This window comes from Trichlorobacter sp. (assembly GCF_034008105.1).
Lineage (GTDB): Bacteria > Desulfobacterota > Desulfuromonadia > Geobacterales > Pseudopelobacteraceae > Trichlorobacter.
This window is the reverse complement of the sequence record NZ_JAVEPN010000005.1, coordinates 77,550-99,858: the sequence shown is the minus strand read 5'-3', so window position 1 is coordinate 99,858 and position 22,309 is coordinate 77,550. Positions and strand designations below refer to the sequence as shown.

33 protein-coding genes are annotated in these 22,309 nt (G+C 55.3%); all 33 read right to left on the bottom strand.

Annotated features, from left to right (window positions below; genetic code table 11):
- Positions 1-68: 68 nt before the first annotated feature.
- The 33 genes from rpsD to rpoC all read right to left on the bottom strand — a co-directional run bounded on the left by rpsD (position 69) and on the right by rpoC (position 22,256).
- Positions 69-695: a 30S ribosomal protein S4 gene (gene rpsD / locus RBQ93_RS04535; RefSeq protein WP_320370833.1), complete on the bottom strand. Its 627-nt coding sequence runs from the start codon at positions 693-695 to the stop codon at positions 69-71.
- A 43-nt stretch (positions 696-738) separates the two neighbouring features.
- On the bottom strand, positions 739-1,131 hold the full coding sequence (rpsK, locus tag RBQ93_RS04530; protein ID WP_320370832.1) for a 30S ribosomal protein S11: 393 nt from the start codon (positions 1,129-1,131) through the stop codon (positions 739-741).
- 30 nt (positions 1,132-1,161) lie between these two features.
- Positions 1,162-1,530 (bottom strand): 30S ribosomal protein S13, encoded by a 369-nt coding sequence (gene rpsM / locus RBQ93_RS04525; RefSeq protein WP_320370831.1) that lies wholly within the window; start codon positions 1,528-1,530, stop codon positions 1,162-1,164.
- 18 nt (positions 1,531-1,548) lie between these two features.
- The gene (gene rpmJ, locus RBQ93_RS04520; protein ID WP_320370830.1) at positions 1,549-1,662 is read right to left on the bottom strand and encodes a 50S ribosomal protein L36; all 114 of its coding nucleotides are present in this window, start codon (positions 1,660-1,662) and stop codon (positions 1,549-1,551) included.
- 23 nt (positions 1,663-1,685) lie between these two features.
- A complete protein-coding gene (gene map, locus RBQ93_RS04515; protein ID WP_320370829.1) occupies positions 1,686-2,435 on the bottom strand; it encodes a type I methionyl aminopeptidase in 750 nt (249 codons plus the stop codon).
- Position 2,436: 1 nt separating this feature from the next.
- Positions 2,437-3,081, bottom strand: coding sequence for an adenylate kinase (locus RBQ93_RS04510; RefSeq protein ID WP_320370828.1), 645 nt, complete (start codon positions 3,079-3,081; stop codon positions 2,437-2,439).
- A gap of 10 nt (positions 3,082-3,091) precedes the next feature.
- Positions 3,092-4,405, bottom strand: a complete 1,314-nt coding sequence (gene secY / locus RBQ93_RS04505; protein WP_320370827.1) for a preprotein translocase subunit SecY — start codon at positions 4,403-4,405, stop codon at positions 3,092-3,094.
- Entirely contained in the window at positions 4,399-4,848 is a 450-nt protein-coding gene (gene rplO / locus RBQ93_RS04500) for a 50S ribosomal protein L15 (RefSeq protein ID WP_320370826.1), read from the bottom strand. Before rplO ends, secY begins: the two co-directional genes overlap by 7 nt.
- Positions 4,849-4,863: 15 nt before the next feature.
- A complete protein-coding gene (gene rpmD / locus RBQ93_RS04495; RefSeq protein ID WP_320370825.1) occupies positions 4,864-5,040 on the bottom strand; it encodes a 50S ribosomal protein L30 in 177 nt (58 codons plus the stop codon).
- A gap of 36 nt (positions 5,041-5,076) precedes the next feature.
- Positions 5,077-5,565, bottom strand: a complete 489-nt coding sequence (gene rpsE, locus RBQ93_RS04490) for a 30S ribosomal protein S5 (RefSeq protein WP_320370824.1) — start codon at positions 5,563-5,565, stop codon at positions 5,077-5,079.
- Positions 5,566-5,591: 26 nt separating this feature from the next.
- On the bottom strand, positions 5,592-5,960 hold the full coding sequence (gene rplR / locus RBQ93_RS04485) for a 50S ribosomal protein L18 (RefSeq protein ID WP_320370823.1): 369 nt from the start codon (positions 5,958-5,960) through the stop codon (positions 5,592-5,594).
- Positions 5,961-5,985: 25 nt separating this feature from the next.
- A complete protein-coding gene (gene rplF / locus RBQ93_RS04480; RefSeq protein ID WP_320370822.1) occupies positions 5,986-6,525 on the bottom strand; it encodes a 50S ribosomal protein L6 in 540 nt (179 codons plus the stop codon).
- A gap of 33 nt (positions 6,526-6,558) precedes the next feature.
- The gene (gene rpsH / locus RBQ93_RS04475) at positions 6,559-6,957 is read right to left on the bottom strand and encodes a 30S ribosomal protein S8 (protein ID WP_320370821.1); all 399 of its coding nucleotides are present in this window, start codon (positions 6,955-6,957) and stop codon (positions 6,559-6,561) included.
- A 27-nt stretch (positions 6,958-6,984) separates the two neighbouring features.
- Positions 6,985-7,170 carry a type Z 30S ribosomal protein S14 gene (locus RBQ93_RS04470; RefSeq protein ID WP_320370820.1) on the bottom strand — a complete coding sequence of 62 codons (186 nt, stop codon included), beginning with the start codon at positions 7,168-7,170 and terminating at the stop codon, positions 6,985-6,987.
- Between the two features lie 30 nt (positions 7,171-7,200).
- The gene (rplE, locus tag RBQ93_RS04465) at positions 7,201-7,740 is read right to left on the bottom strand and encodes a 50S ribosomal protein L5 (protein ID WP_320370819.1); all 540 of its coding nucleotides are present in this window, start codon (positions 7,738-7,740) and stop codon (positions 7,201-7,203) included.
- Between the two features lie 17 nt (positions 7,741-7,757).
- Complete coding sequence (gene rplX / locus RBQ93_RS04460) at positions 7,758-8,084, bottom strand: 50S ribosomal protein L24 (RefSeq protein WP_320370818.1); 327 nt, start codon at positions 8,082-8,084, stop codon at positions 7,758-7,760.
- 19 nt (positions 8,085-8,103) lie between these two features.
- Complete coding sequence (gene rplN / locus RBQ93_RS04455) at positions 8,104-8,472, bottom strand: 50S ribosomal protein L14 (protein ID WP_320370817.1); 369 nt, start codon at positions 8,470-8,472, stop codon at positions 8,104-8,106.
- Between the two features lie 23 nt (positions 8,473-8,495).
- Entirely contained in the window at positions 8,496-8,753 is a 258-nt protein-coding gene (rpsQ, locus tag RBQ93_RS04450; protein WP_320370816.1) for a 30S ribosomal protein S17, read from the bottom strand.
- Positions 8,754-8,760: 7 nt separating this feature from the next.
- Complete coding sequence (gene rpmC / locus RBQ93_RS04445) at positions 8,761-8,949, bottom strand: 50S ribosomal protein L29 (protein ID WP_320370815.1); 189 nt, start codon at positions 8,947-8,949, stop codon at positions 8,761-8,763.
- Positions 8,939-9,361, bottom strand: coding sequence for a 50S ribosomal protein L16 (rplP, locus tag RBQ93_RS04440; RefSeq protein ID WP_320370814.1), 423 nt, complete (start codon positions 9,359-9,361; stop codon positions 8,939-8,941). Before rplP ends, rpmC begins: the two co-directional genes overlap by 11 nt.
- Before the next feature lie 18 nt (positions 9,362-9,379).
- The gene (gene rpsC, locus RBQ93_RS04435) at positions 9,380-10,012 is read right to left on the bottom strand and encodes a 30S ribosomal protein S3 (protein WP_320370813.1); all 633 of its coding nucleotides are present in this window, start codon (positions 10,010-10,012) and stop codon (positions 9,380-9,382) included.
- A gap of 15 nt (positions 10,013-10,027) precedes the next feature.
- Positions 10,028-10,369 (bottom strand): 50S ribosomal protein L22, encoded by a 342-nt coding sequence (gene rplV, locus RBQ93_RS04430; protein ID WP_320370812.1) that lies wholly within the window; start codon positions 10,367-10,369, stop codon positions 10,028-10,030.
- 15 nt (positions 10,370-10,384) lie between these two features.
- Complete coding sequence (gene rpsS / locus RBQ93_RS04425; RefSeq protein ID WP_320370811.1) at positions 10,385-10,663, bottom strand: 30S ribosomal protein S19; 279 nt, start codon at positions 10,661-10,663, stop codon at positions 10,385-10,387.
- Positions 10,664-10,684: 21 nt separating this feature from the next.
- Positions 10,685-11,509: a 50S ribosomal protein L2 gene (rplB, locus tag RBQ93_RS04420; RefSeq protein WP_320370810.1), complete on the bottom strand. Its 825-nt coding sequence runs from the start codon at positions 11,507-11,509 to the stop codon at positions 10,685-10,687.
- Positions 11,510-11,542: 33 nt separating this feature from the next.
- A complete protein-coding gene (gene rplW / locus RBQ93_RS04415; RefSeq protein ID WP_320370809.1) occupies positions 11,543-11,824 on the bottom strand; it encodes a 50S ribosomal protein L23 in 282 nt (93 codons plus the stop codon).
- The gene (gene rplD, locus RBQ93_RS04410) at positions 11,821-12,444 is read right to left on the bottom strand and encodes a 50S ribosomal protein L4 (RefSeq protein ID WP_320370808.1); all 624 of its coding nucleotides are present in this window, start codon (positions 12,442-12,444) and stop codon (positions 11,821-11,823) included. The genes rplW and rplD overlap by 4 nt, the downstream gene beginning before the upstream one ends.
- Before the next feature lie 20 nt (positions 12,445-12,464).
- Complete coding sequence (gene rplC / locus RBQ93_RS04405; RefSeq protein ID WP_320370807.1) at positions 12,465-13,100, bottom strand: 50S ribosomal protein L3; 636 nt, start codon at positions 13,098-13,100, stop codon at positions 12,465-12,467.
- A gap of 29 nt (positions 13,101-13,129) precedes the next feature.
- The gene (gene rpsJ, locus RBQ93_RS04400) at positions 13,130-13,438 is read right to left on the bottom strand and encodes a 30S ribosomal protein S10 (protein WP_320370806.1); all 309 of its coding nucleotides are present in this window, start codon (positions 13,436-13,438) and stop codon (positions 13,130-13,132) included.
- 18 nt (positions 13,439-13,456) lie between these two features.
- Positions 13,457-14,647, bottom strand: coding sequence for an elongation factor Tu (gene tuf / locus RBQ93_RS04395; protein ID WP_320370792.1), 1,191 nt, complete (start codon positions 14,645-14,647; stop codon positions 13,457-13,459).
- Between the two features lie 36 nt (positions 14,648-14,683).
- On the bottom strand, positions 14,684-16,759 hold the full coding sequence (fusA, locus tag RBQ93_RS04390; RefSeq protein WP_320370805.1) for an elongation factor G: 2,076 nt from the start codon (positions 16,757-16,759) through the stop codon (positions 14,684-14,686).
- 26 nt (positions 16,760-16,785) lie between these two features.
- Positions 16,786-17,256 (bottom strand): 30S ribosomal protein S7, encoded by a 471-nt coding sequence (gene rpsG / locus RBQ93_RS04385; protein WP_320370804.1) that lies wholly within the window; start codon positions 17,254-17,256, stop codon positions 16,786-16,788.
- A 36-nt stretch (positions 17,257-17,292) separates the two neighbouring features.
- Positions 17,293-17,664: a 30S ribosomal protein S12 gene (rpsL, locus tag RBQ93_RS04380; protein WP_320370803.1), complete on the bottom strand. Its 372-nt coding sequence runs from the start codon at positions 17,662-17,664 to the stop codon at positions 17,293-17,295.
- A gap of 425 nt (positions 17,665-18,089) precedes the next feature.
- Positions 18,090-22,256, bottom strand: coding sequence for a DNA-directed RNA polymerase subunit beta' (rpoC, locus tag RBQ93_RS04375; RefSeq protein ID WP_320370802.1), 4,167 nt, complete (start codon positions 22,254-22,256; stop codon positions 18,090-18,092).
- Between the last annotated feature and the right edge of the window lie 53 nt (positions 22,257-22,309).

Genomic DNA, 22,309 nt, shown 5'->3' with positions numbered 1-22,309 from the left:
TCCTCCCCTCGAGGGGTCATACCATGATTTTTTCGCGATCTTCGTACGCCAGCAGACGCTACCGCGACTTACTTGGAGTACAGTTCTACAATCAGCTGCTCCTGGATCGGCGTCACGATATCTTCGCGAACCGGCAGCGACTTGACTGAACCTTTGAAGGCATCACGATCCAGTTCCAGCCACTGAGGTACCCCGCGACGAACAACGGCATCAAGCGCGTCGCTGATGGCTGCAACGGTACGGCTCTTCTCACGCAGTTCGACCAGATCACCAGCCTTGACCTGCATGGAGGGGATGGTAGCCTTACGACCGTTCAGGGTGAAATGGCCGTGACGCACCAGCTGACGTGACTCAGCGCGGGACGACGCGAAACCAAGGCGATAGACAACGTTATCAAGACGGCGCTCCAACAGCGACAGCAGGTTAGCGCCGGTAACACCCTTCATACGATCGGCACGACCAAAGTAGCTGCGGAACTGCTTCTCAAGCAGGCCGTACAGACGCTTGACCTTCTGCTTCTCACGCAACTGCACACCGTAATCGGAAGTCTTCGAACGGCCTTGGCCATGCTGACCCGGGGGGTAATTGCGGCGCTTCAGGGCGCATTTGTCGGTGTAGCAGCGGTCCCCTTTCAGGAACAGCTCCATGTTTTCTCTTCTGCACAAACGGCAGGATGGTCCAGTATACCTAGCCAAGGCAACCTCCTCTTACAGTATCAGGCAAAGGGTAGCGTATGAATTAAACTCTTCTGCGCTTGGGGGGACGGCAGCCGTTATGGGGAATCGGCGTCACGTCGCGAATAAAGCTGATCGAAAACCCGGTAGCCTGCAGCGCGCGCAGGGCGGATTCGCGGCCGGAGCCGGGCCCTTTGACAAACACTTCCAGGTTGCGCATACCATGCTCTTGGGCCTTGCGTGCACAATCCTCTGCAGCCACCTGGGCAGCAAACGGCGTGCTCTTACGGGAGCCTTTAAAGCCTTTGGCGCCGGCAGTGGACCAAGCCACCACGTTGCCGACGGGGTCGGTAATGGTGATGATGGTATTGTTAAACGTTGCCTGAATATGGGCTACGCCATTGGTAATGTTCTTTTTTTCTTTTTTCTTCCTGACTACCTTCTTGGGAGCAGCCATGCTTCCTCCAGATTTACATTCAGTGGTTAATTACTTCTTCTTGCCGGCAACAGTACGGGCCGGACCTTTACGGGTACGGGCATTGGTCTTGGTACGCTGACCGTTGCACGGCAGGCCCTTACGATGACGCAGGCCGCGATAGCAGCCAAGGTCCATCAGGCGCTTGATATTCATTGACACTTCACGCCGCAGGTCACCTTCTACCTTGGCGGTCTTGTCGATTTCGTCCCGCAGCTTACCGATTTCTGCCTCGGTGAGCTTGTCAGTACGTGTGCTGCCATCTACCTTAGTAGAGGCAAGGATATTTTGCGCGGTGGTCCGCCCGATCCCGTAGATGTAGGTCAGGGCGATCTCTATACGCTTGTTCTTTGGTAGGTCAACACCTGCAATACGTGCCACTGCTCGTCCTCCCCTTGGTTAACCTTGACGTTGAGAATGCTTAGGAGTATCGCAGATGATCCGCACCACTCCCTTACGCTTGATAATCTTGCACTTATCGCAGATCTTCTTGACAGACGCCCGAACTTTCATGTGCATTCACCTTTCAACCACGCCTAGGCCAGGCGTGTCAGTATTTCCGGTCCATGTTCCGTCACTGCGACGGTGTGTTCAAAATGTGCCGACAGCGAACCATCTGCCGTCACTGCTGTCCAGCCATCCTGTAAAACCTTGACGGCATAGGTGCCACAATTAACCATCGGTTCTATGGCCAGTACCATGCCTGGCTTCAATGAGATGCCACGACCGGCCACGCCATAATTAGGAACCTGAGGATCTTCGTGCAGTTGCTTGCCGATACCGTGGCCAACAAAATCCCGCACTATCGAATAGCCGCGAGCTTCTACATGCCTCTGCACGGCACTGGATATATCGTACAGCCTACCGCCAGCCACCGCCTGCTCGATGCCACAATACAGTGACTCTTCAGTGGCAGTCATCAAAGCTCTTGCCGTATCGCTTATGGCGCCTACCGGCAAGGTTATCGCGGAATCACCATAAAATTCGTCGTACAGCACGCCAAAATCGATACTCAGTATATCGCCTTCCTTGAGCGGAGTGGCGTTTGGCATGCCGTGAATCACCCGATCGTTGGGCGAACAGCAGAGGGCATACGGATAACCTGCATACCCTTTAAAGGCCGGAACAGCCTTGTGTTTTTTCGTCTCGCGGATGGCCAGCTCTTCAAGCTCTAGCGTGGTCACACCAGGCTTGACCGATTCGCGCAACAGTCCGAGAATTTCAGCGACTATCCTACAGGGAACCCGCATCCTTTCAATCTCGCGCGGGGATTTGAGGACAATCACGCTACCCTGCCAATGCTGCCGTTATGCGCTGCTGAACCTCAGCTATCGGCCCCATACCAGGGATAGTCCTCAGCAACTGCTGAGAACGATAGTACTCTTTGAGTGGAGCAGTCTGCTGCTCATAGACAGCCAAACGATTACGCACCGTCTGCTCACGATCATCATCGCGCTGAACCAGTGCAACACCACAGACATCACAAACATCAACCCGCTTGGGTGCATCGTAGGTTACGTGATAGCCCTTGCCACAATCAGGGCAGGATCGACGACCGGAGAGACGCTTGACGATCTCCTCGTTATCAACCTCAAGAGAGACCACGTGCTCTATCGAACGACCGCAACGCTGCAGAATTTCAGCCAAGGCATCGGCCTGCGGAATCGTGCGCGGAAAACCGTCCAACACGAAACCACTACGGCAATCATCCTGAGCAAGACGCTCCTCAACGATACCGAGCACAATCTCATCTGACACCAGACCGCCCTGCTGCATGATTTCCTGAGCCTTCAATCCAAGCGGCGTCTGCTGCCTTACAGCTACCCGCAGCATGTCACCCGTGGAAATCTGGGGGATCTTGTACGACTCCACCAAAAACTGTGCCTGGGTACCTTTGCCAGCACCTGGCGGTCCGAAGAGGATCAGGTTCATAGACATACCCTTATCGACGCCCACGAATCCGAACACCCTTAAGGAACCCTTCGTAGTTCCTGGTGATCAGATGGGACTCTATCTGCGAAACCGTGTCCATACCAACACCAACAGCAATCAAGAGTGAAGTGCCGCCAAAATAAAAAGGCAGATTCATCTTGAAGCCATCAATCAGTATGGTCGGAAACACACAGACCAGCGAAATATAGATCGAGCCAGCAAAGGTCAGCTTGGTCAGGACGCTGTCCATGTACTCTGACGTCTCTTTACCGGGACGGATGCCAGGGATATAGCCACCGTGCCGCTTGATGTTTTCAGCCACATCTACTGGGTTAAAGGTGACAGCCGTGTAGAAATAGCAGAAGAAGACGATGAAGGCAACATAAAAAATATTGTACATCCAATGCCCCGGCGACAACATCTTAGCAACTTGCTGTACTGCCGGCACGTTGATGAAATTAGCCACCGTTGCTGGAAACATGATGATCGAAGAGGCAAAGATCGGCGGTATGACGCCGGCCATATTCACCTTGAGCGGCAAATGCGATGTCTGAGGACTGAAGGTCTTCAGACCGGTGACCCGTTTGGCATAATGGATCGGCAAACGACGTTGACCACGCTCTACAAAGACAATTGCCGCCACAACTGCTGCCATCAGTGCACCGACGAACAGTACGGTGAACAGAGACAAGTTGCCGCTATTGATCAGTTTGCCGGTATTACCCAAGGCAGCCGGAATACGTGCCACGATGCCGGCAAAAATGATCATTGAGATACCGTTGCCGATGCCGCGCTCAGTCATCTGCTCACCAAGCCACATGATAAAAGCGGTGCCTGCTGTCAGCGTGATGATGGTCATCAGACGAAACGACCAGCCCGGGCTGGGAACCACCAGCTCACCGGCCGGGCCACGCATACTCTCAAGGCCAATGGCAATACCTGCACCCTGCACCATGCTCAGCACGACAGTGCCGTAACGGGTGTACTGGGTTATTTTCTTGCGACCAGCCTCGCCCTCCTTGGAGAGCTTTTCAATGGCCGGTACTACCACCGTCAACAGCTGAAAAATAATCGATGAAGAAATGTAAGGCATGATGCCTAAGGCAAAGACAGACATCCGCTCCAGCGCGCCACCGGAAAACATATCAAACAGACCGAGCAGGGTACCCTGGGCCTGTTTGAAGAAATGAGACAGCGCAACCGAATCAATCCCCGGAGTCGGGATATGGCATCCCACCCGGTAAATCGCCAGCATCCCGAGAGTAAAGAGCACACGCTTCTTCAACTCCGGGATGCGGAAGATGTTCTGAAAAGCCTCTAGCATGCGCCGAGTTCCTCGACGGAGCCACCGGCAGCCTTAATCTTTTCAATAGCAGCCTTGCTGAACTTGTCAGCCTTGATGGTCAACGCCTTGGCGATATCACCATTTGCCAGCACCTTAACCGGCAGACAGGACTTCTTCAGCAGGCCTTTGGCATCCATGGCGTCACGGTCAACGCAGGCGCCGTCCTCGAAGACATCCAACTGGCTCAGGTTGATCAACACGTATTCAGCGCGGGCCAACGGACGGAAGCCTCGTTTGGGCAGTCGACGCTGCAGAGGCATCTGACCACCCTCAAAACCGGGCTTTACACTGCCGCCGGAGCGAGCCTTCTGACCTTTGTGACCTTTGGTGGCGGTTTTACCATGGCCGGAGCCGATGCCGCGACCGATACGTTTTCTATCTTTTGTGGACCCCAGAGCGGGCCGCAGAGTGTTCAGTTCCATGGGGGTCTCCGTTAGTTACTTAACCTTCAGCATGTGGCTAATCTTAGTGACCATACCCCGTATCTCGGGGGTGTCCTGCAGAGTAACCGTCTGATGCAGTTTGCGCAGACCAAGGCCACGCACGACTGCACACTGTTTTTTTGAGGCACTGATAGTGCTCTTTACCAGGGTAATTTCCAGCATGTTGCTCATGGCATCTGTTCCTTGTTCAGGGATTCAGCGGGGCGACTATTCAGCAATGCCGCGCCGCGCAGTGAGCTCTTCAGGGGTCTTCAGCAGACGCAGGCCTTCAAAAGCCGCTTTGACCACGTTATGGGGGTTGTTGGACCCCAGACATTTGGACAGGATGTTGTTGACACCTGCCGCTTCAAAGATGGCTCGGGCAGCGCCACCGGCGATGACGCCGGTACCGGGAGAAGCAGGTTTCATCAGGATACGACCAGCACCGAAACGACCGATGATTTCATATGGTATCGTTTGCCCCTGGTTGACCGGTACCTTGATCATATTTTTCTTTGCCTGCTCAACACCCTTGCGGATCGCCTCGGGCACTTCATTCGCCTTGCCCAGACCGTATCCGACATGACCATTGGCATCACCCACCACTACCAGCGCCGAAAAGCTGAAACGACGGCCACCTTTAACAACTTTGGCAACGCGGCTGATGTGGACGACCCGATCAGTCAGGTTTAATTCGTTCGGATTAATCCTGCTCACTACCGACCTCCCTGATGAGTAAAAACTTAGAATTGCAGACCGGCTTCACGCGCAGCGTCGGCGAGAGCCTGAATGCGACCATGATACAGGAACCCGTTACGGTCAAAGACCACGCAACGGATATCCTTTGCCAGGGCAGCCTTGGCAATTGCCGTACCCACCGCTGCAGCGGAACCCTTGTTACCGGTATGGCTGCCGGCAACGGCAACACCATCTGTCAAGGTCGAGGCTGCAGCCAGGGTTACCCCTTTGGTATCGTCAACCAGCTGCGCATAGATATGGTTGGCGCTCTTGAATACGTTCAGGCGCGGGCGCTCTGCATTGCCCTTGATCTTCTTACGGACCCTGACCTGACGCTTGAGACGCGTAACGGTTTTTTGTGCTGTCTTTCCCACGGTATGCTCCTTACCTTACAGGTGGCTATTTCTTGCCAGTCTTACCGGCTTTGCGCAGGATCGTCTCGGTGGCGTACTTGATACCCTTGCCCTTGTACGGCTCAGGACCACGGAACGAGCGGATCTTGGCAGCTGTATGACCCACCAGCTCCTTGTCGATCCCCTTGACCGAGAGCTTGGTCATCTTGTCGATATCTACCGTAATACCCTCAGGCAGTGCATAGACCACCGGATGGGAGTATCCCAGACTCAGGTGCAGGTCAGTGCCCTTGAGCTCGGCACGATAGCCGACGCCGTTGATCTCAAGGTCAGTCTGGTAGCCGTTGGTCACACCGATTACCATGTTGTTAACCAGGGTGCGGGTCAGACCGTGGGCTGCACGGGATGCAATAGAATCATCGGGACGCTCGACGGCGACCTGATTGTCCTTGATGACAACGGAGACGGCAGGCATGATCTGACGGCTCAACTGGCCTTTGGGGCCTTTAACGGTAATGACCGAGTCAGCTAAGGTGACCGTCACTCCTTTAGGTACTTCAATCGGCAATTTCCCGATGCGTGACATTGCTGTGGCTCCTTTACAGAACGGTTGCGTCGATTACCAAACGGTGCAGAGCAGCTCGCCGCCGATACCGGCCTGACGTGCAGCAGCATCAGTCATAATCCCCTGCGACGTGGAGAGGATCGCGATCCCGAGACCGTTTTTGACGGTCGGAATTGACTCAGCGTTCACATACGAACGGCTGCCCGGCTTGCTGGCCCGGGTGATTTCGTTGATCACCGGCTCTTTTTCGTCAATGAACTTCAGGTAAACCCTCAGTACACCCTGACGATTATCGGCGATAACCTTGTAGTTTTTAATATAGCCTTCCTGCTTCAACACCTGGGCGATGTTCACCTTGACGTTGGAGGAAGGGATATCGACCTTTTGCAGCTTGACCATGTTCGCATTGCGAATCCGGGTCAGCATGTCGGCGATGGGATCAGTCATTGACATCGAGACGCACTCCTTCTGGACTCAGCCTTACCAGCTGGACTTGATAACGCCGGGGATCTGACCGGCAGATGCATATTTGCGCAGACAGATACGGCACATCTGGAATTTCCGGTAGTATGCCTTGGGCCGTCCGCAGACCGGACAGCGATTGTGCTGGCGGACCTGGAACTTCGGCGTGCGCTGCGATTTGTTGATCATCGAGACCTTTGCCACGAAATCCTCCCGTTGGTTCTCGTTCTTCTATTAGTTCCTGAAGGGCATCCCGAAATGCTTGAGGAGCGCCTTGCCTTCTTCATCGGTCTTGGCCGAGGTCACGATGGTGACGTTCATGCCCTTGATCTTGTCGATCTGATCGTAGTTGATCTCGGGGAAGATCAGCTGCTCCTTGATACCCAGGGTATAGTTGCCCTGACCGTCAAAGGCCTTGCCGGAAACCCCTTTAAAGTCACGCACCCGAGCCAGGGCAACGTTCATCAGGCGGTCAAGAAACTCGTACATGCGATCACGACGCAGGGTCACCATGCAACCGATCGGCATACCTTCGCGCAGCTTGAAGCTGGCGATGGATTTCTTGGCCTTGGTGATGACCGCTTTCTGGCCGGTAATGGCGGACAGTTCTGCAGCGGCGGAGTCAAGGATCTTGACGTTCTGGATCGCCTCGCCCAGGCCCATGTTGACAACAATCTTCTCGATGCGCGGGACTTCCATCAAGTTCTTGTAGTTAAACTCGGTCCGCAGCTTCGGGACGATCTCGTTCTGGTATGTCTCTTTCAATCTGGCCATTGGTCTGGTTCCTCCGATTATTTCTCCAGAGAGATGCCGCACTTCACGCAGGTACGCTGCTTGTCGCCATTTTCCAGCACCGTAACTTTAGTGCGGACCGGCTTGGCACACTTGGAGCAGTACAGTTGGACATTGGAGATGTGAATGGCTGCCTCTTTCTCAACAATGCCACCAGGCTCGTTGCCACGAGCACGCACATGGCGCTTGACCATGTTGAGACCCTCGACAATCACCCCGTCCTTCTTGGGCAGAACCTTCTGTACCGTACCGGTTTTGGTCTTCTCTTTACCGGTAATGACCATTACCGTATCGCCCTTGGCTACATGGAACTTTTGAGCTTGCATCTGTATCTCCAGTTAACGTTTAAAGTACTTCAGGAGCGAGGGAAATGATCTTCATGTACTTCTTGGCACGCAGTTCCCGTGCGACCGGCCCGAAGATACGGGTACCGACCGGCTCCTTGGCGTTGTTAATAACGACGCCGGAATTATCATCGAAGCGGATGTAGGAACCGTCGGCACGGCCGAGCTCCTTGGCGGTACGAACTACTACCGCCTTAACCACATCGCCCTTCTTGACTTTCGAGTTGGGCAGTGCCTCGCGGACTGAACAAACGACGATATCGCCAACCCCTGCATATTTGCGCTTTGAGCCGCCGAGTACCTTGATGCAGAAAAGCTTCTTCGCACCGGAGTTATCGGCAACATCAAGTATGGTTTGCATCTGAATCATGCTCGTATCCTCTCTGGGGGCTGCTAGGCAGCGCTTTCAAGAATCTGGCGCAGCGTCCAGCGCTTGTCCTTGCTTAAGGGACGGCACTCTTCGATCTGTACCTTGTCGCCGGCCTTGCAGCTGTTCTGTTCGTCGTGAACCTTATACTTTACGCTCCGCTTGATGTACTTATTGTAGAGCGGATGTTTCACCAGGCGGTCAACCTTCACGACCACGGTCTTTTCCATCTTGTCGCTGACGACAACACCGGTCTGTGTCCGTCTGTTTCCTTGCTCACCCATGACCGTACTAACCCCTGCTTTCTGTAAGAATGGTATTGATCCGGGCGATGTCGCGGCGGATCTGGCCAAGCTTGGCAGTGTTCTCAAGGCGGCCGGTGTTCATCTGAAACTTCAGGTTGAATAGCTCCTGAGTCAGTTCGGCACGCTTCTTCTGCAGCTCAGCACCATTTAATTTACGGATATCATTAGGCTTCATTCTGAGCCTCCCGAATGATGAACTTGGTGGAGAGGGGCAGTTTATGGGCAGCCAGACGGAACGCCTCACGTGCAATCTCTTCGGTAACCCCTTCCATCTCATACAGGACCATGCCCGGCTTAACCACGCAGACCCAGGAATCAGGCGAACCTTTACCTTTACCCATCCGGGTCTCGGCAGGTTTTGCAGTCAACGGCTTGTCCGGGAACATCCGGATCCAGATCTTACCACCCCGCTTGATGTAGCGGGTCATGGCGATACGGGCAGCCTCGATCTGGCGGGAATCGATCCAGCCACACTCGGTGGCCTGCAGGGCAAACTCGCCAAAGGCGATGGTTACCTTGCGACAGGCGGCGCCAGTCATCCGCCCTTTCATCTGTTTTCTATGCTTAACCCTTTTCGGCATTAACATGTGACATGCACCTCAAGCTTATTGTCCGGGAAGTACTTCGCCCTTGAAGATCAGAACCTTGACACCGATGATGCCATAGGTCGTCTTGGCTTCGGCGAAACCATAATCGATATCTGCCCGCAGGGTGTGCAGCGGTACCCGGCCTTCGCGGTACCACTCGGTGCGGGACATTTCAGCACCACCAAGACGGCCTGAACAGGTGATACGAATACCTTTGGCGCCGAACTTGAGGGTGGAGGTCACGCTCTTCTTCATGGCGCGACGGAAGGCAATCCGGCGCTCCAGTTGCAGGGCTACGTTTTCAGCCACCAACTGGGCATCAAGCTCAGGCTTGCGCACTTCGTTGATGTTGATGAAGACCTCTTTAGTGGTGATGCCAGCCAGGTCCTTCTTCAGCTGCTCCACCTCAACGCCCTTTTTGCCGATAATCAAGCCTGGACGAGCGGCATGGATGTTGATCTTGGTCTTGTTGGCAGCGCGCTCAATCTCGATCTTCGAGATGCCGGCGCTGTACAGACGCTTCTTCAAAAACTGGCGAATCTTGAGGTCCTCGTGGAGGTTCTTGGCATAATCTGCCTCAGCGTACCATTTCGAGTCCCAGGTCTTGATGACGCCGAGTCTGAAACCTATCGGATTTACTTTCTGTCCCAAGACTACACCTCCGCCTTATCGCGTTTTCGTATCAGACAGCACCACGGAAATGTGGCTGGTCGGCTTGCGGATCTTACTGGCACGGCCCATGGCGCGGGGTACAAAGCGCTTCAGAACGGCACCGCCATCCACATAAATTGTTTTGACAAACAGCTTGTCCACATCGCTGACGCCCTTTTGCTCGGCATTGGCCACCGCAGACTTGAGCAGCTTCTGGATGATCTGGGCCGACGAATTAGGGAGAAAGCCGAGGGTATTCAGGGCATCCTGAATCCCCTTGCCGCGTACCAGGTCGGCTACCAGCCGGGCCTTACGCGGTGACAGGCGTGCTAAGGTCAATTTGGCACTGGATTCCATTCCATCACTCCTTTATTACTTCTTAACCTTGCTTTTCTTATCGGCCGCGTGGCCGTGAAAGGTCCGGGTGGGGGAAAATTCACCCAGCTTGTGACCAACCATGTTTTCCGTAACAAACACCGGCATGAATTTTTTGCCGTTATGTACGGCGAAGTTCAGCCCGATGAAGTCAGGGGTGATGGTGGAACGACGAGACCAGGTCTTGATGATTTTCTTGGAGTTGGGGCCTTCGGCCACCACCTTCTTCATCAGATGCTCATCGACAAAAGGACCTTTTTTAATTGAACGTGCCATAGGGTACGAGCCTCTTTAATGTTATTTCGTACGTTTTTTCACAATGAAGCGGTCTGACGTCTTGTTGGTACGGGTCTTGTAGCCCTTGGTCGGGATACCCCACGGGGTAACCGGATGACGACCACCGGAAGTACGACCCTCACCACCACCATGGGGGTGATCGACCGGGTTCATGGCCACACCACGAACCTTAGGACGCTTGCCCAACCAACGTGCACGACCGGCTTTACCCAGATTGACGTTTTCGTGGTCGATGTTGCCAACCTGACCGATGGTAGCGTAGCAATCCTGCAGGATCAAACGCACTTCACCGGAAGGCAGCTTCACCTGGGAGTACTTGCCCTCTTTGGACATCAGTTGGGCGAAGGTACCGGCACTACGGGCCAGTTGAGCACCCTTGCCGATCTTCAGCTCGATATTATGGATGATAGTACCCAGCGGTATCGAACGCAGCGGCAGGGAGTTACCCGGCTTGATATCGGCCTCAGGGCCGCTCAGTACTGTATCGCCGACCTTCAGGTCAAGCGGTGCCAGGATGTAGCGCTTCTCGCCATCGATGTAATGCAGCAGAGCAATACGTGCGCTGCGGTACGGGTCATACTCGATGGTGGCAACCTTGGCAGGAATACCGCGCTTATCACGACGGAAGTCGATGATGCGGTACTTCTGCTTGTGTCCGCCGCCCTGATGACGGGAGGTAACGCGACCGAAGCTGTTACGGCCACCGGTCTTCTTCAGTTTTACCAGCAGGGACTTCTCCGGCGTTGTGGAGGTAATCTCCTCAAACGTCGAACAGGTCTGATGTCTGCGCCCCGCGGATGTGGGCTTATAGCTCTTTATTGCCATGCCTGAACCCCAATTCAGTAATGAGTTAGTCCGTTACACTTCGAAAAAGTCGACGGTCTGGCCTTCTTGCAGCGTGATATAGGCCTTCTTCCAGTTCTGCCGCTTGCCGTAGGTACGGCCGAAGCGCTTGACCTTGCCGGCAACGTTTACGGTGCGCACACCGGTAACATTTACCTTGAACAGGGTCTCAACCGCCTGCTTGATCTCAATCTTGTTGGCATCGCGATCAACCACCAGGGTGATGGCGTTGACTGCGGCACCCATGGAAGTCTTCTCGGTCACGTGGGGCCGTTTAATGATCGAATAGATTTTCATTGCTGCAGTGCTCCTTCCACGAGACGAACAGCGGACTCGGTGAGGACGAGATGCTTATACTTGAGCATATCGAAGATATTGAGACCGTCAGCCTTGAGCAGCTTTACGTACGGTACGTTGCGCGAAGAAAGCTGCAGGTTGGCCGAGGGCTCGTCGGTGATGATCAGTGAGCGCTCCAGGTCAAACTTCTTCATGAAGCCGGAGAAATCCTTAGTGGAAATCCGCTCGAAATCCAGCTTGTCCAGCACGGTGATCCGGTTGCTCTGCAGCTGCATGGAGAGCATGGAGCGCAGGGCGGCCTTACGTGCCTTTTTGTTGATGCTCAGGGCATAGGTCTTCGGCTGAGGACCGAACACGGTACCACCGCCAGGATACTGGGGGGCACGTGAACAACCTTGACGTGCATTACCGGTACCTTTTTGCTTGAACGGCTTTCTGCCGCCGCCGGAAACCTCGCCACGGGTCTTGGTCTTAACGGTGCCCGCGCGACGATTAGCCAGCTGGATCTTGAGGGCCTGGTGAATCAGAGGCTCTTTGACCTCGGCAGCGAAGATCTGCTCATTCAGCTGCACTTCACCGACCTGCTCACGGTTCATGTTATAGAGTGCTATGGTAGGCATACGTCACTACTCCGGTCTGATTACTTGATTGCTTTAACGCTGTTTTTGATCACAACGACGTTGTTGGTGCCGCCGGGGATCGCCCCTTTGATCAACAACAGGTTCTGGTCGGCATCGACACGCACCACCTGCAGGCGCTGAATGGTTACCCGCTCATTACCTAACTGACCGGGCATCTTCTTGTTTTTGAAGACCCGCGACGGCGTTGCCGAGCAGCCAATGGAACCCGGGGCACGGTGAAAGCGGGAACCGTGGGAAGCACGGCCACCCTTGAAGTTGTGGCGTTTGATGACACCCTGGAAACCTTTGCCAATGCTGGTGCCGGTCACGTCAATCAGGTCGCCGGCTTCAAACTGAGCAACGGTTAATGCATCGCCGATGTTCAACTCTGCCGCCTGCTCCATCTTCAGCTCACGCAGGTGGCGGAACACGCCCTGGCCAGCCTTGACACAGTGACCACGCTCAGCGGCGTTTGCCTTAGCAGCAACAACGGTCTCGAAGCCTACCTGCACGGCGCTGTAGCCATCAGTGGGCTCAGATTTTTTTTGCAGGACGACACAGGGACCGGCCTGGACTACCGTAACCGGTACGCGGGTGCCATCTTCGAGGAAGATCTGGGTCATACCCAGTTTTATTCCAATAATCCCTTTGTTCATGACAGACAATCCTATCTGGATGTTTTCGGTTACAGCTTGATCTCAACGTCGACGCCGGCAGACAGGTCAAGCTTCATCAGGGCGTCTACGGTCTGCTGAGTCGGATCGAGAATATCGATCAGCCGCTTGTGGGTCCGGATCTCGAACTGGTCGCGGGACTTCTTGTCAACGTGGGGTCCACGCAGCACGCAGTACTTGTTGATTACGGTCGGCAGCGGAATCGGGCCGGCAACCCGGGCACCGGTACGCTTGGCAGTATCAACGATCTCAGTCACGGATACGTCAAGTAACTTGTGGTCATAAGCCTTAAGGCGGATTCTTATCTTCTGGCTCTGCATCGGTTCCTCGCTTGATCCTTACTCGATAATTGCGCTAACGACGCCGGCGCCGACGGTACGGCCACCCTCGCGAATCGCGAAACGAAGGCCTTCGTCCATGGCGATCGGGGTGATCAGATTGACGGTCATGGCAACGTTGTCACCAGGCATCACCATCTCGGTGCCGGCAGGCAGTTCGGCCACACCGGTCACGTCGGTGGTACGGAAGTAAAACTGCGGACGATAGCCGTTGAAGAACGGGGTGTGACGACCGCCTTCTTCCTTGGTCAGGATGTAGGCCTCGGCCTTGAATTTGGTGTGCGGGGTGATGCTGCCCGGCTTGGCAAGCACCTGGCCACGCTCAACGTCTTCACGCTTGACACCACGCAGCAGGGCACCGATGTTGTCGCCGGCCTGACCTTGGTCAAGCAGCTTGCGGAACATCTCAACGCCGGTGACGGTGGTCTTGGCGGTAGCCTTGATACCGACGATCTCGACTTCTTCACCAACCTTGACGATGCCGCGCTCGACACGACCGGTGGCAACGGTACCACGACCGGAGATGGAGAAGACGTCTTCAACCGGCATCAGGAACGGCTTATCAATGGCACGCTCAGGATCGGGGAAGTAGGAGTCAACGGCTTCCATCAGCTTGAGGACGGATTCTTCACCCAGTTCGTCTTTGTCGCCATTCAGCGCCTTCAAAGCGGAACCCTTGACGATCGGAATGTCGTCGCCGGGGAAGTCGTAGCTGGAGAGCAGTTCGCGAATCTCGAGCTCGACCAACTCCAGCAGCTCGGCGTCGTCTACCATGTCGGCCTTGTTCAGGAACACGACGATGTAGGGAACGCCAACCTGACGGGCAAGCAGGATGTGCTCACGGGTCTGGGGCATGGGGCCGTCAGCGGCTGACACAACCAGAATCGCGCCGTCCATCTGGGCTGCACCGGTGATCATGTTCTTGACGTAGTCGGCGTGGCCCGGACAGTCAACGTGGGCATAGTGACGCTTGTCGGTCTCATATTCAACGTGCGAGGTGGCGATGGTGATACCACGCTCACGCTCTTCAGGGGCGTTGTCGATCTGGTCATACCCCTTGAATTCGGCACCACCACGCTGGGAAAGAATCTTAGTGATCGCTGCGGTCAGCGTAGTCTTACCGTGGTCAACGTGACCGATCGTTCCAATATTTACGTGCGGCTTCGTACGCTCAAATTTCGCCTTGGCCATGGCCTCGCTCCTCCTCGTTTCTCAGACGCTTAATTGTTAGCCTTTAACTTTAGCTACGATCTCTTCAGACACCGACTTAGGAACCGGCTCATAGTGATCGAAGGTCATCGTATAGTTTGCGCGCCCCTGGGTAGCGGAACGCAGGTCGGTGGCATAACCGAACATGTTGGCCAGTGGCACCATGGCACTAACCACCTGGGCGCCGGCACGGGAATCCATCCCCATGATCCGACCGCGGCGGGAGTTCAGATCGCCAATCACATCGCCCATGTACTCTTCCGGAACCACCACCTCAACCGACATGATCGGCTCAAGCAGGATCGGCGCAGCCTTCTGACAGCCTTCCTTGAAGCCCATGGAACCGGCGATCTTAAAGGCCATCTCCGAGGAGTCAACCTCGTGATACGAACCGTCGATCAGAGTAACCTTGACATCAACCACCGGGAACCCAGCCATCACACCATTATCGAGGGCTTCCTGAATACCCTTGTCAACGGCAGGAATATATTCACGGGGGACAACGCCGCCCTTGATGGCATCAACAAACTCATAGCCCTTGCCCGGCTCTTGCGGCTCAAGCTCCAGCCAGACGTGACCATATTGACCACGACCACCTGATTGACGCACGAACTTGCCTTCAACCTTGACCTTCTTGCTGATGGTCTCGCGGTAGGCAACCTGGGGCTTGCCCACGTTGGCCTCAACCTTGAACTCACGCATCAGACGGTCAACGATGATCTCCAGGTGCAACTCGCCCATGCCGGCAATGATGGTCTGAGCGGTCTCTTCGTTGGTGAAGGTGCGGAAAGACGGGTCTTCGCTGGCCAGCTTCTGCAGCGACATACCCAGCTTCTCCTGGTCTGCCTTGGTTTTAGGCTCGATGGCGATGGAGATAACCGGCTCAGGGAACTCGATCGACTCGAGAATAACCGCCTTACCCTCATCACACAACGTATCACCAGTCGTCGTATACTTGAGGCCAACCGCAGCGGCGATATCGCCAGCGTAGACTTCCTTGATCTCTTCACGCTTGTTGGCGTGCATCTTCAGCAGGCGGCCGATCCGCTCCTTCTTACCCTTGGTGGCGTTATAGACATAGGAGCCGGACTGAAGCACACCAGAATAGACACGAATGAAGGTCAGCTGACCAACAAAGGGGTCGGTCATGATCTTGAAGCCCAGGGCAGAGAACGGCTCACTGTCGTCGGCCTTACGCTCAACCTCTTCACCGCTTTCATCCACACCCTTGATAGCGGGGATATCAAGCGGAGACGGCATATAATCAACCACAGCATTCAACAGGTTCTGTACACCCTTATTCTTGAATGAAGAACCGCACACAACCGGTATAATAGAGATATTGATAGTGCTGGTACGGATGGCGGCCTTGATCTCGGCCTCAGTCAGCGCCTCGCCGGCCAGATACTTCTCCATCAAAGCGTCATCGTGACTGGATATCTCTTCGATCAGCTTGTCGCGCCACTCCTGAGCTTCATCCAGCAAGTCACCAGCCAATTCTTCCTCACGGTAGGAGGCACCCAATGTATCCTCATCCCAGATGATGGCCTTCATGGTAACCAGATCAACGACACCCTTAAAGTGCTCCTCTTTGCCAACCGGAATCTGAATCGGAACCGGGTTAGCCTTGAGGCGGTCCTTGATCATCTGGACGCCACGGAAAAAATCGGCGCCAACGCGATCCATCTTGTTGATAAAGGCGATACGCGGAACACAATACTTATCGGCTTGACGCCACACGGTCTCGGATTGGGGCTCGACGCCACCGACCGAACAGAACACCGCTACAGCACCATCCAGCACACGCAGCGAACGCTCTACCTCGATGGTGAAGTCCACGTGGCCCGGAGTATCAATGATGTTGATACGGTGATCATTCCACGAACAGGTAGTGGCAGCAGAGGTGATGGTAATGCCACGCTCCTGCTCCTGCTCCATCCAGTCCATGGTAGCGGTACCTTCATGCACTTCACCGATTTTATGAGAAACACCGGTGTAGTACAGAATACGCTCTGTGGTAGTGGTCTTACCGGCATCGATATGGGCCATAATGCCGATATTACGATATTTATCAAGCGGTGACAGACGAGACACGAACTAATCCTCCAGCGTAATGACGCTTACCAGCGGTAGTGGGCAAAGGCGCGGTTGGCCTCGGCCATCTTGTGGGTGTCTTCCCGCTTCTTCACGGCAGCACCACGATTATTGAAGGCATCCAGAATCTCGCCAGCCATCTTTTCAGTCATGGTCTTCTCTGAACGGGCAACTGAATACTTGATCAGCCAGCGCATGGCCAGCGACACACGTCGATCGGCACGCACCTCAACCGGAACCTGATAGGTAGAACCACCCACCCGGCGCGACTTCACCTCAAGAGTAGGCTTGATGTTATCAAGACACTTCTTGAGCGCCTTGACCGCCTCTTCGCCCGTCTTGTCGGCAACAATATCAAGGGCACGATACAGAATAGACTCGGCCACACTCTTCTTACCACCGACCATCAAGATGTTGATCAGTTTGGCAACGGTCTTGTCATTATATTTGGGATCCGGCAGGATGACCCGCTTGGGGACTTCACGTCTCCTCGGCATAAGCTACCTCTCTCGCTTGACTGAATATCTTTATAGTTACTTGGGCCGCTTGGCGCCGTACTTGGAACGAGCCTGCTTACGGTCCTTAACACCCACCGAATCCAGGGTTCCCCGCACGATATGATAACGAACACCCGGCAAGTCCTTTACCCGGCCGCCACGAATCAGCACCACCGAGTGCTCCTGCAGGTTGTGACCAACACCAGGGATATAAGAACTCACCTCGATACCATTGGTCAGGCGCACACGAGCCACCTTACGCAACGCGGAGTTCGGCTTCTTAGGGGTCGTGGTGTACACCCTGGTACAGACCCCGCGCTTCTGGGGGCAACTTTTCAAGGCAGGGGAGTCCGACTTTGACTTCTTCTTCTCTCTCCCCAGGCGGATCAGCTGATTGATCGTTGGCATACCAGTACCTATCTCCCGACTTAAAAAATCCTCGGCGCCAAAAGACGCGAATTGCGAACCTAACAAAGCCCGACAAGACTTGTCAACACATTTTTAACAGACAACAATAATTTGCACAGCAGCGCAACTAAAGGCGCCTGCTGCCAAACCCCTTATACTGCCTATGTCCTACTACGGGTCGACCTGATGACGTCGCTTCCTGGTGGGGGATGGAATAGGTGTAGGGCCGGAATCAATACCGACAGCTCCATCCACAGACTTCTTACTGCTTTGAGTGCACGCGGCACATTACGTCATCGGTCTTGCAAAGAGACGCTGAAGATAGATGTTAGCCTGCAGCTTGTCAACAACTTTTTCGCAGGCGAGCATTTTTCTGTGGGAGGGGGTACGCCCCTCCCACAGAAAATCAGATGCATGGCTAGAGATTACGCAGCTTCTTGCTCATCATGTTGCTCATCATCACGCTGCTGCGGTTCATCTACAACCCCTTCAGACTGAAGTTCAGGCTCATCAAGTTGCAGCCGCAGATGACGATACCGTGCCAGACCGGTGCCGGCTGGAATCAGACGGCCCATAATCACGTTTTCCTTAAGTCCGCGCAGGAAGTCAATCTTACCCTCAATGGCGGCCTGGGTCAGCACCTTGGTGGTCTCTTGGAAGGAGGCCGCCGAGATGAACGACTCCGTTGAGAGCGAGGCCTTGGTGATACCCAGCAGCAGAGGCTCTGCAATAGCTGGCCGCTTGTCTGCGGCAAAGGCCTTCTCGTTCTCTTCTTCAAAGACCCAGCGCTCAACCTGGTCGTCGATCAGCAGGTTGGTGTCGCCAACCTCCTTGATCCGAACACGGCGCAGCATCTGGCGCACAATAACCTCAATATGCTTGTCGTTAATCTTCACGCCCTGCAGACGGTAGACTTCCTGCACCTCGTCCACCAGATACTTGGCCAGCTCCTTGACGCCCAACACCCGCAGGATGTCATGGGGGTTGGAGGAGCCATCCATCAGCGGTTCGCCGGCCTTGACGTAATCTCCCTCGTGAACGCTGATGTGCTTGCCCTTCGGAATCAGGTACTCTTTCGGCTCGCCCATTTCCGGGGTCACGATTACCTTACGTTTGCCTTTGGAGTCCTTACCAAAGTTGACGCGGCCGTCGATCTCGGTGATCACGGCAAAATCCTTCGGCTTGCGAGCCTCAAACAGCTCGGCAACCCGTGGCAGACCGCCGGTGATATCCTTGGTCTTGGTGGTTTCGCGCGGGATCTTGGCGATAACGTCACCGGCGCTGACCATGGTGTCTTCCATTACGTTGATCAGGGCCCCCACCGGCAGGAAGTAACGGCCGATGGTTCCACCACCTTCGGCGCCATCTTTGATGGCGATACGGGGACGCTTGTCGGAATCCTTGGTCTCGACGACCTCTTTGCGGGAAAGGCCGGTAACTTCGTCCAGCTTTTCCTCCATGGTCACGCCTTCGAGGATGTCGCCGAACTTCACGCGACCGGCAACCTCGGTCAGGATCGGCATGGTGTAGGGGTCCCATTCGGCCAGTACATCACCGGCCTTGACCGCCCCCTCAGGCGCGATCTTCAGCTTGGCGCCGTAGACCACACCGTAGCGTTCACGCTCACGACCGGTTTCGTCCACCACGGCGATCTCGCCGTTACGGTTCATGACAATATGGAACCCTTCGGCGTTGACAACGGTATTCAGGTTAATGAACTTCAGCTTACCTTCATAGCGAGCCTCCAACGAGGTCTGCTCAGCAGCCCGGGAAGCAGTACCACCGATGTGGAAGGTACGCATGGTCAGCTGGGTGCCCGGCTCACCGATCGACTGGGCCGCGATAACACCAACCGCCTCGCCCATATTGACGATATGACCACGGGCCAGGTCACGACCGTAACACTTAGCGCAGATACCGCGACGGCTCTGGCAGGTCAACACGGAACGGATCTTGATCTTCTCCAGGCCGGCATCCTCGATCTTCTTAACCAGGGTTTCATCGATATCCTGGTTGGCTTCCACCAGCACATCACCGGTCACCGGATCAAGGATATCATCCAGGGCCACCCGGCCGAGGATCCGGTCGCCGATCTGCTCGATCACCTCGCCGCCTTCGGTCAGCGAAGAGACAATCAGTCCGTCCAGCGTACCGCAATCGTCCTCAGTGATGATCGCATCCTGGGCCACATCCACCAGACGACGGGTCAGATAACCGGAGTTGGCGGTCTTGAGCGCGGTATCGGCCAGACCTTTCCGGGCACCGTGGGTCGAGATGAAGTACTGCAACACGGTCAGACCTTCGCGGAAGTTGGCGGTGATCGGCGTCTCGATAATCTCGCCTGACGGCTTGGCCATCAGGCCCCGCATACCGGCCAGCTGACGAATCTGCTGGGCGGAGCCCCGGGCACCGGAGTCAGCCATCATGTGGATGGCGTTGAAGGAGGGGATTTCCTGCTCCTTGCCATCACGATCCACCACAATCTCCTTGGAGAGGTTACCCAGCATCTCCTTGGCGATCTCTTCTGTTGCCTTGGCCCAGATGTCGATCACCTTGTTGTAACGCTCACCGTCGGTGATCAGACCTTCGGTATACTGATTCTGGATCTCCTGCACCTCTTCGTTGGCCCTCTCGATGATGGCCGGTTTCCCTTCCGGGATGACCATGTCGTCGATGCAGATCGAGATACCGGCCAGGTTGGCGTAGCGGAAACCGGTTTCCTTCAGGCGGTCAGCCAGGATGACGGTCTCCTTGTTGCCTGCCAGACGATAACAGACGTCGATCAGGTTGGAGAGCTCCTTCTTGTTCATCACCTTGTTTATGGTGCTGAACGGCACCTGCGACGGCAGCACCTCGCGCAGGATCACGCGGCCGACCGTGGTTTCGGTCAGCAAGGTCGGACAGTCGGCATCGGCGGGTATATCCTTGACACGCACCTTGATCCGGGCCTGCATATCGACTTCACCGTGGTCAAAGGCGATACGGACCTCCTCCGGGGAGGCGAAGACGTGGCCTTCTCCCTTAGCGCCGATCCGGTCGCGGGTCATATAGTAGGTACCCAACACCATATCCTGGGACGGCACAATAATCGGCTTGCCGTGGGCAGGAGACAGGATGTTGTTGGTGGACATCATAAGTACGCGGGTTTCAACCTGGCTCTCAACCGACAGCGGCAGGTGAACAGCCATCTGGTCACCGTCGAAGTCGGCGTTGAAGGCGGTACAAACCAGCGGGTGGAGCTGAATCGCCTTGCCCTCGATCAACACCGGTTCAAAGGCCTGAATACCAAGACGGTGCAGGGTCGGTGCGCGGTTCAGCATCACCGGGTGTTCCTTGATCACCTCTTCCAGCACGTCCCACACCTCGGGACGTTCCTTCTCCACCATCTTCTTGGCGCTCTTGATAGTGGTAACGTAGCCGCGCTCCTCAAGCTTGTTGTAGATGAACGGCTTGAACAGTTCCAGGGCCATCTTTTTGGGCAGGCCGCACTGGTGCAGGCGCAGCTCAGGACCGACAACGATAACCGAACGGCCGGAATAGTCGACCCGCTTACCGAGCAGGTTCTGACGGAAACGGCCCGACTTGCCTTTGAGCATGTCGGACAGCGATTTGAGCGGCCGCTTGTTGGGGCCGGCAATGGCGCGACCGCGACGACCGTTATCGAACAGGGCGTCCACCGCCTCCTGTAGCATCCGCTTCTCGTTACGGATAATCACCTCAGGGGCCTGCAGGTCGCACAGCCGCTTCAAACGGTTGTTACGGTTGATCACCCGACGGTAGAGGTCGTTCAGATCAGAGGTGGCGAAACGACCGCCATCCAACGGCACCAGTGGGCGCAGTTCCGGCGGCAGCACCGGAATACACTCAAGGATCATCCACTCCGGGCGGTTGCCGGACTGTTTGAAGGCCTCCACCACCTTGAGACGCTTGGCAACCTTCTTGCGTTTGGCCTCGCTGGTGGACTCGGTCATCTCCTGACGCAGCTGCACCGCCAGCTCGTCCAGCTCCAACGCCCGCAGACATTCACGAATCGCCTCGGCCCCCATACCGCCTTCAAAGGCGTCAATGCCGTACTCTTCCTTGGCCTTAAGGAACTTGTCCTCCGACATGACCTCGCAGAACTTGAGCGGGGTCAGGCCGGGAGAGGTAACCACAAAGGCCTCGAAGTACAGCACCCGCTCCAGGTCTTTCAGCGAGATATCCAGCAGGTTACCGATCCGGGACGGCAACGACTTGAGGAACCAGATGTGAGCGACAGGGGTGGCCAGATCGATATGACCGAGCCGCTCACGGCGGACCTTGGAGGGGATTACCTCAACGCCGCACTTTTCGCAGACGATGCCGCGGTGCTTCATTCGTTTATATTTACCGCAGTTGCACTCATAATCCTTGGTGGGACCAAAGATCTTGGCGCAGAACAAACCGTCACGCTCTGGCTTGAAGGTCCGGTAGTTAATAGTCTCCGGCTTCTTTACCTCGCCATAGGAACGCTCGCGGATCTTCTCCGGTGAGGAGATGGAGATCCGGATTGCGGAAAAATGCAGGGGATCTTTCGGTTTATCGAAGAAGCTGCCAGTGAAATAATCTTCCACGGTCTTTCCTCCAGTAGAATCGTCTCGTATATCAAAGGGGCTACAAACCTAGC

What these genes read in the sequence shown, in the direction of transcription:
- secY (WP_320370827.1), bottom strand. Translation starts at nt 4,405, where the DNA reads ATGCTAGAGGCTTTTCAGAACATCTTCCGCATCCCGGAGTTGAAGAAG.
- rplV (WP_320370812.1), bottom strand. Translation starts at nt 10,369, where the DNA reads ATGGAATCCAGTGCCAAATTGACCTTAGCACGCCTGTCACCGCGTAAG.
- rplE (WP_320370819.1), bottom strand. Translation starts at nt 7,740, where the DNA reads ATGGCCAGATTGAAAGAGACATACCAGAACGAGATCGTCCCGAAGCTG.
- rplN (WP_320370817.1), bottom strand. Translation starts at nt 8,472, where the DNA reads ATGATTCAGATGCAAACCATACTTGATGTTGCCGATAACTCCGGTGCG.
- rplD (WP_320370808.1), bottom strand. Translation starts at nt 12,444, where the DNA reads ATGCCTACCATAGCACTCTATAACATGAACCGTGAGCAGGTCGGTGAA.
- tuf (WP_320370792.1), bottom strand. Translation starts at nt 14,647, where the DNA reads ATGGCCAAGGCGAAATTTGAGCGTACGAAGCCGCACGTAAATATTGGA.
- rplO (WP_320370826.1), bottom strand. Translation starts at nt 4,848, where the DNA reads ATGGAACTGAACACTCTGCGGCCCGCTCTGGGGTCCACAAAAGATAGA.
- rplW (WP_320370809.1), bottom strand. Translation starts at nt 11,824, where the DNA reads ATGAAAATCTATTCGATCATTAAACGGCCCCACGTGACCGAGAAGACT.
- rpsS (WP_320370811.1), bottom strand. Translation starts at nt 10,663, where the DNA reads ATGGCACGTTCAATTAAAAAAGGTCCTTTTGTCGATGAGCATCTGATG.
- rplB (WP_320370810.1), bottom strand. Translation starts at nt 11,509, where the DNA reads ATGGCAATAAAGAGCTATAAGCCCACATCCGCGGGGCGCAGACATCAG.
- rplP (WP_320370814.1), bottom strand. Translation starts at nt 9,361, where the DNA reads ATGTTAATGCCGAAAAGGGTTAAGCATAGAAAACAGATGAAAGGGCGG.
- rplF (WP_320370822.1), bottom strand. Translation starts at nt 6,525, where the DNA reads ATGTCACGCATCGGGAAATTGCCGATTGAAGTACCTAAAGGAGTGACG.
- rplX (WP_320370818.1), bottom strand. Translation starts at nt 8,084, where the DNA reads ATGCAAGCTCAAAAGTTCCATGTAGCCAAGGGCGATACGGTAATGGTC.
- rpsH (WP_320370821.1), bottom strand. Translation starts at nt 6,957, where the DNA reads ATGTCAATGACTGATCCCATCGCCGACATGCTGACCCGGATTCGCAAT.
- rpsL (WP_320370803.1), bottom strand. Translation starts at nt 17,664, where the DNA reads ATGCCAACGATCAATCAGCTGATCCGCCTGGGGAGAGAGAAGAAGAAG.
- rpsJ (WP_320370806.1), bottom strand. Translation starts at nt 13,438, where the DNA reads ATGCAGAGCCAGAAGATAAGAATCCGCCTTAAGGCTTATGACCACAAG.
- rpmJ (WP_320370830.1), bottom strand. Translation starts at nt 1,662, where the DNA reads ATGAAAGTTCGGGCGTCTGTCAAGAAGATCTGCGATAAGTGCAAGATT.
- rpsK (WP_320370832.1), bottom strand. Translation starts at nt 1,131, where the DNA reads ATGGCTGCTCCCAAGAAGGTAGTCAGGAAGAAAAAAGAAAAAAAGAAC.
- rplC (WP_320370807.1), bottom strand. Translation starts at nt 13,100, where the DNA reads ATGAACAAAGGGATTATTGGAATAAAACTGGGTATGACCCAGATCTTC.
- rpsG (WP_320370804.1), bottom strand. Translation starts at nt 17,256, where the DNA reads ATGCCGAGGAGACGTGAAGTCCCCAAGCGGGTCATCCTGCCGGATCCC.
- rpmC (WP_320370815.1), bottom strand. Translation starts at nt 8,949, where the DNA reads ATGAAGCCTAATGATATCCGTAAATTAAATGGTGCTGAGCTGCAGAAG.
- rpsQ (WP_320370816.1), bottom strand. Translation starts at nt 8,753, where the DNA reads ATGGGTGAGCAAGGAAACAGACGGACACAGACCGGTGTTGTCGTCAGC.
- RBQ93_RS04510 (WP_320370828.1), bottom strand. Translation starts at nt 3,081, where the DNA reads ATGAACCTGATCCTCTTCGGACCGCCAGGTGCTGGCAAAGGTACCCAG.
- rpmD (WP_320370825.1), bottom strand. Translation starts at nt 5,040, where the DNA reads ATGAGCAACATGCTGGAAATTACCCTGGTAAAGAGCACTATCAGTGCC.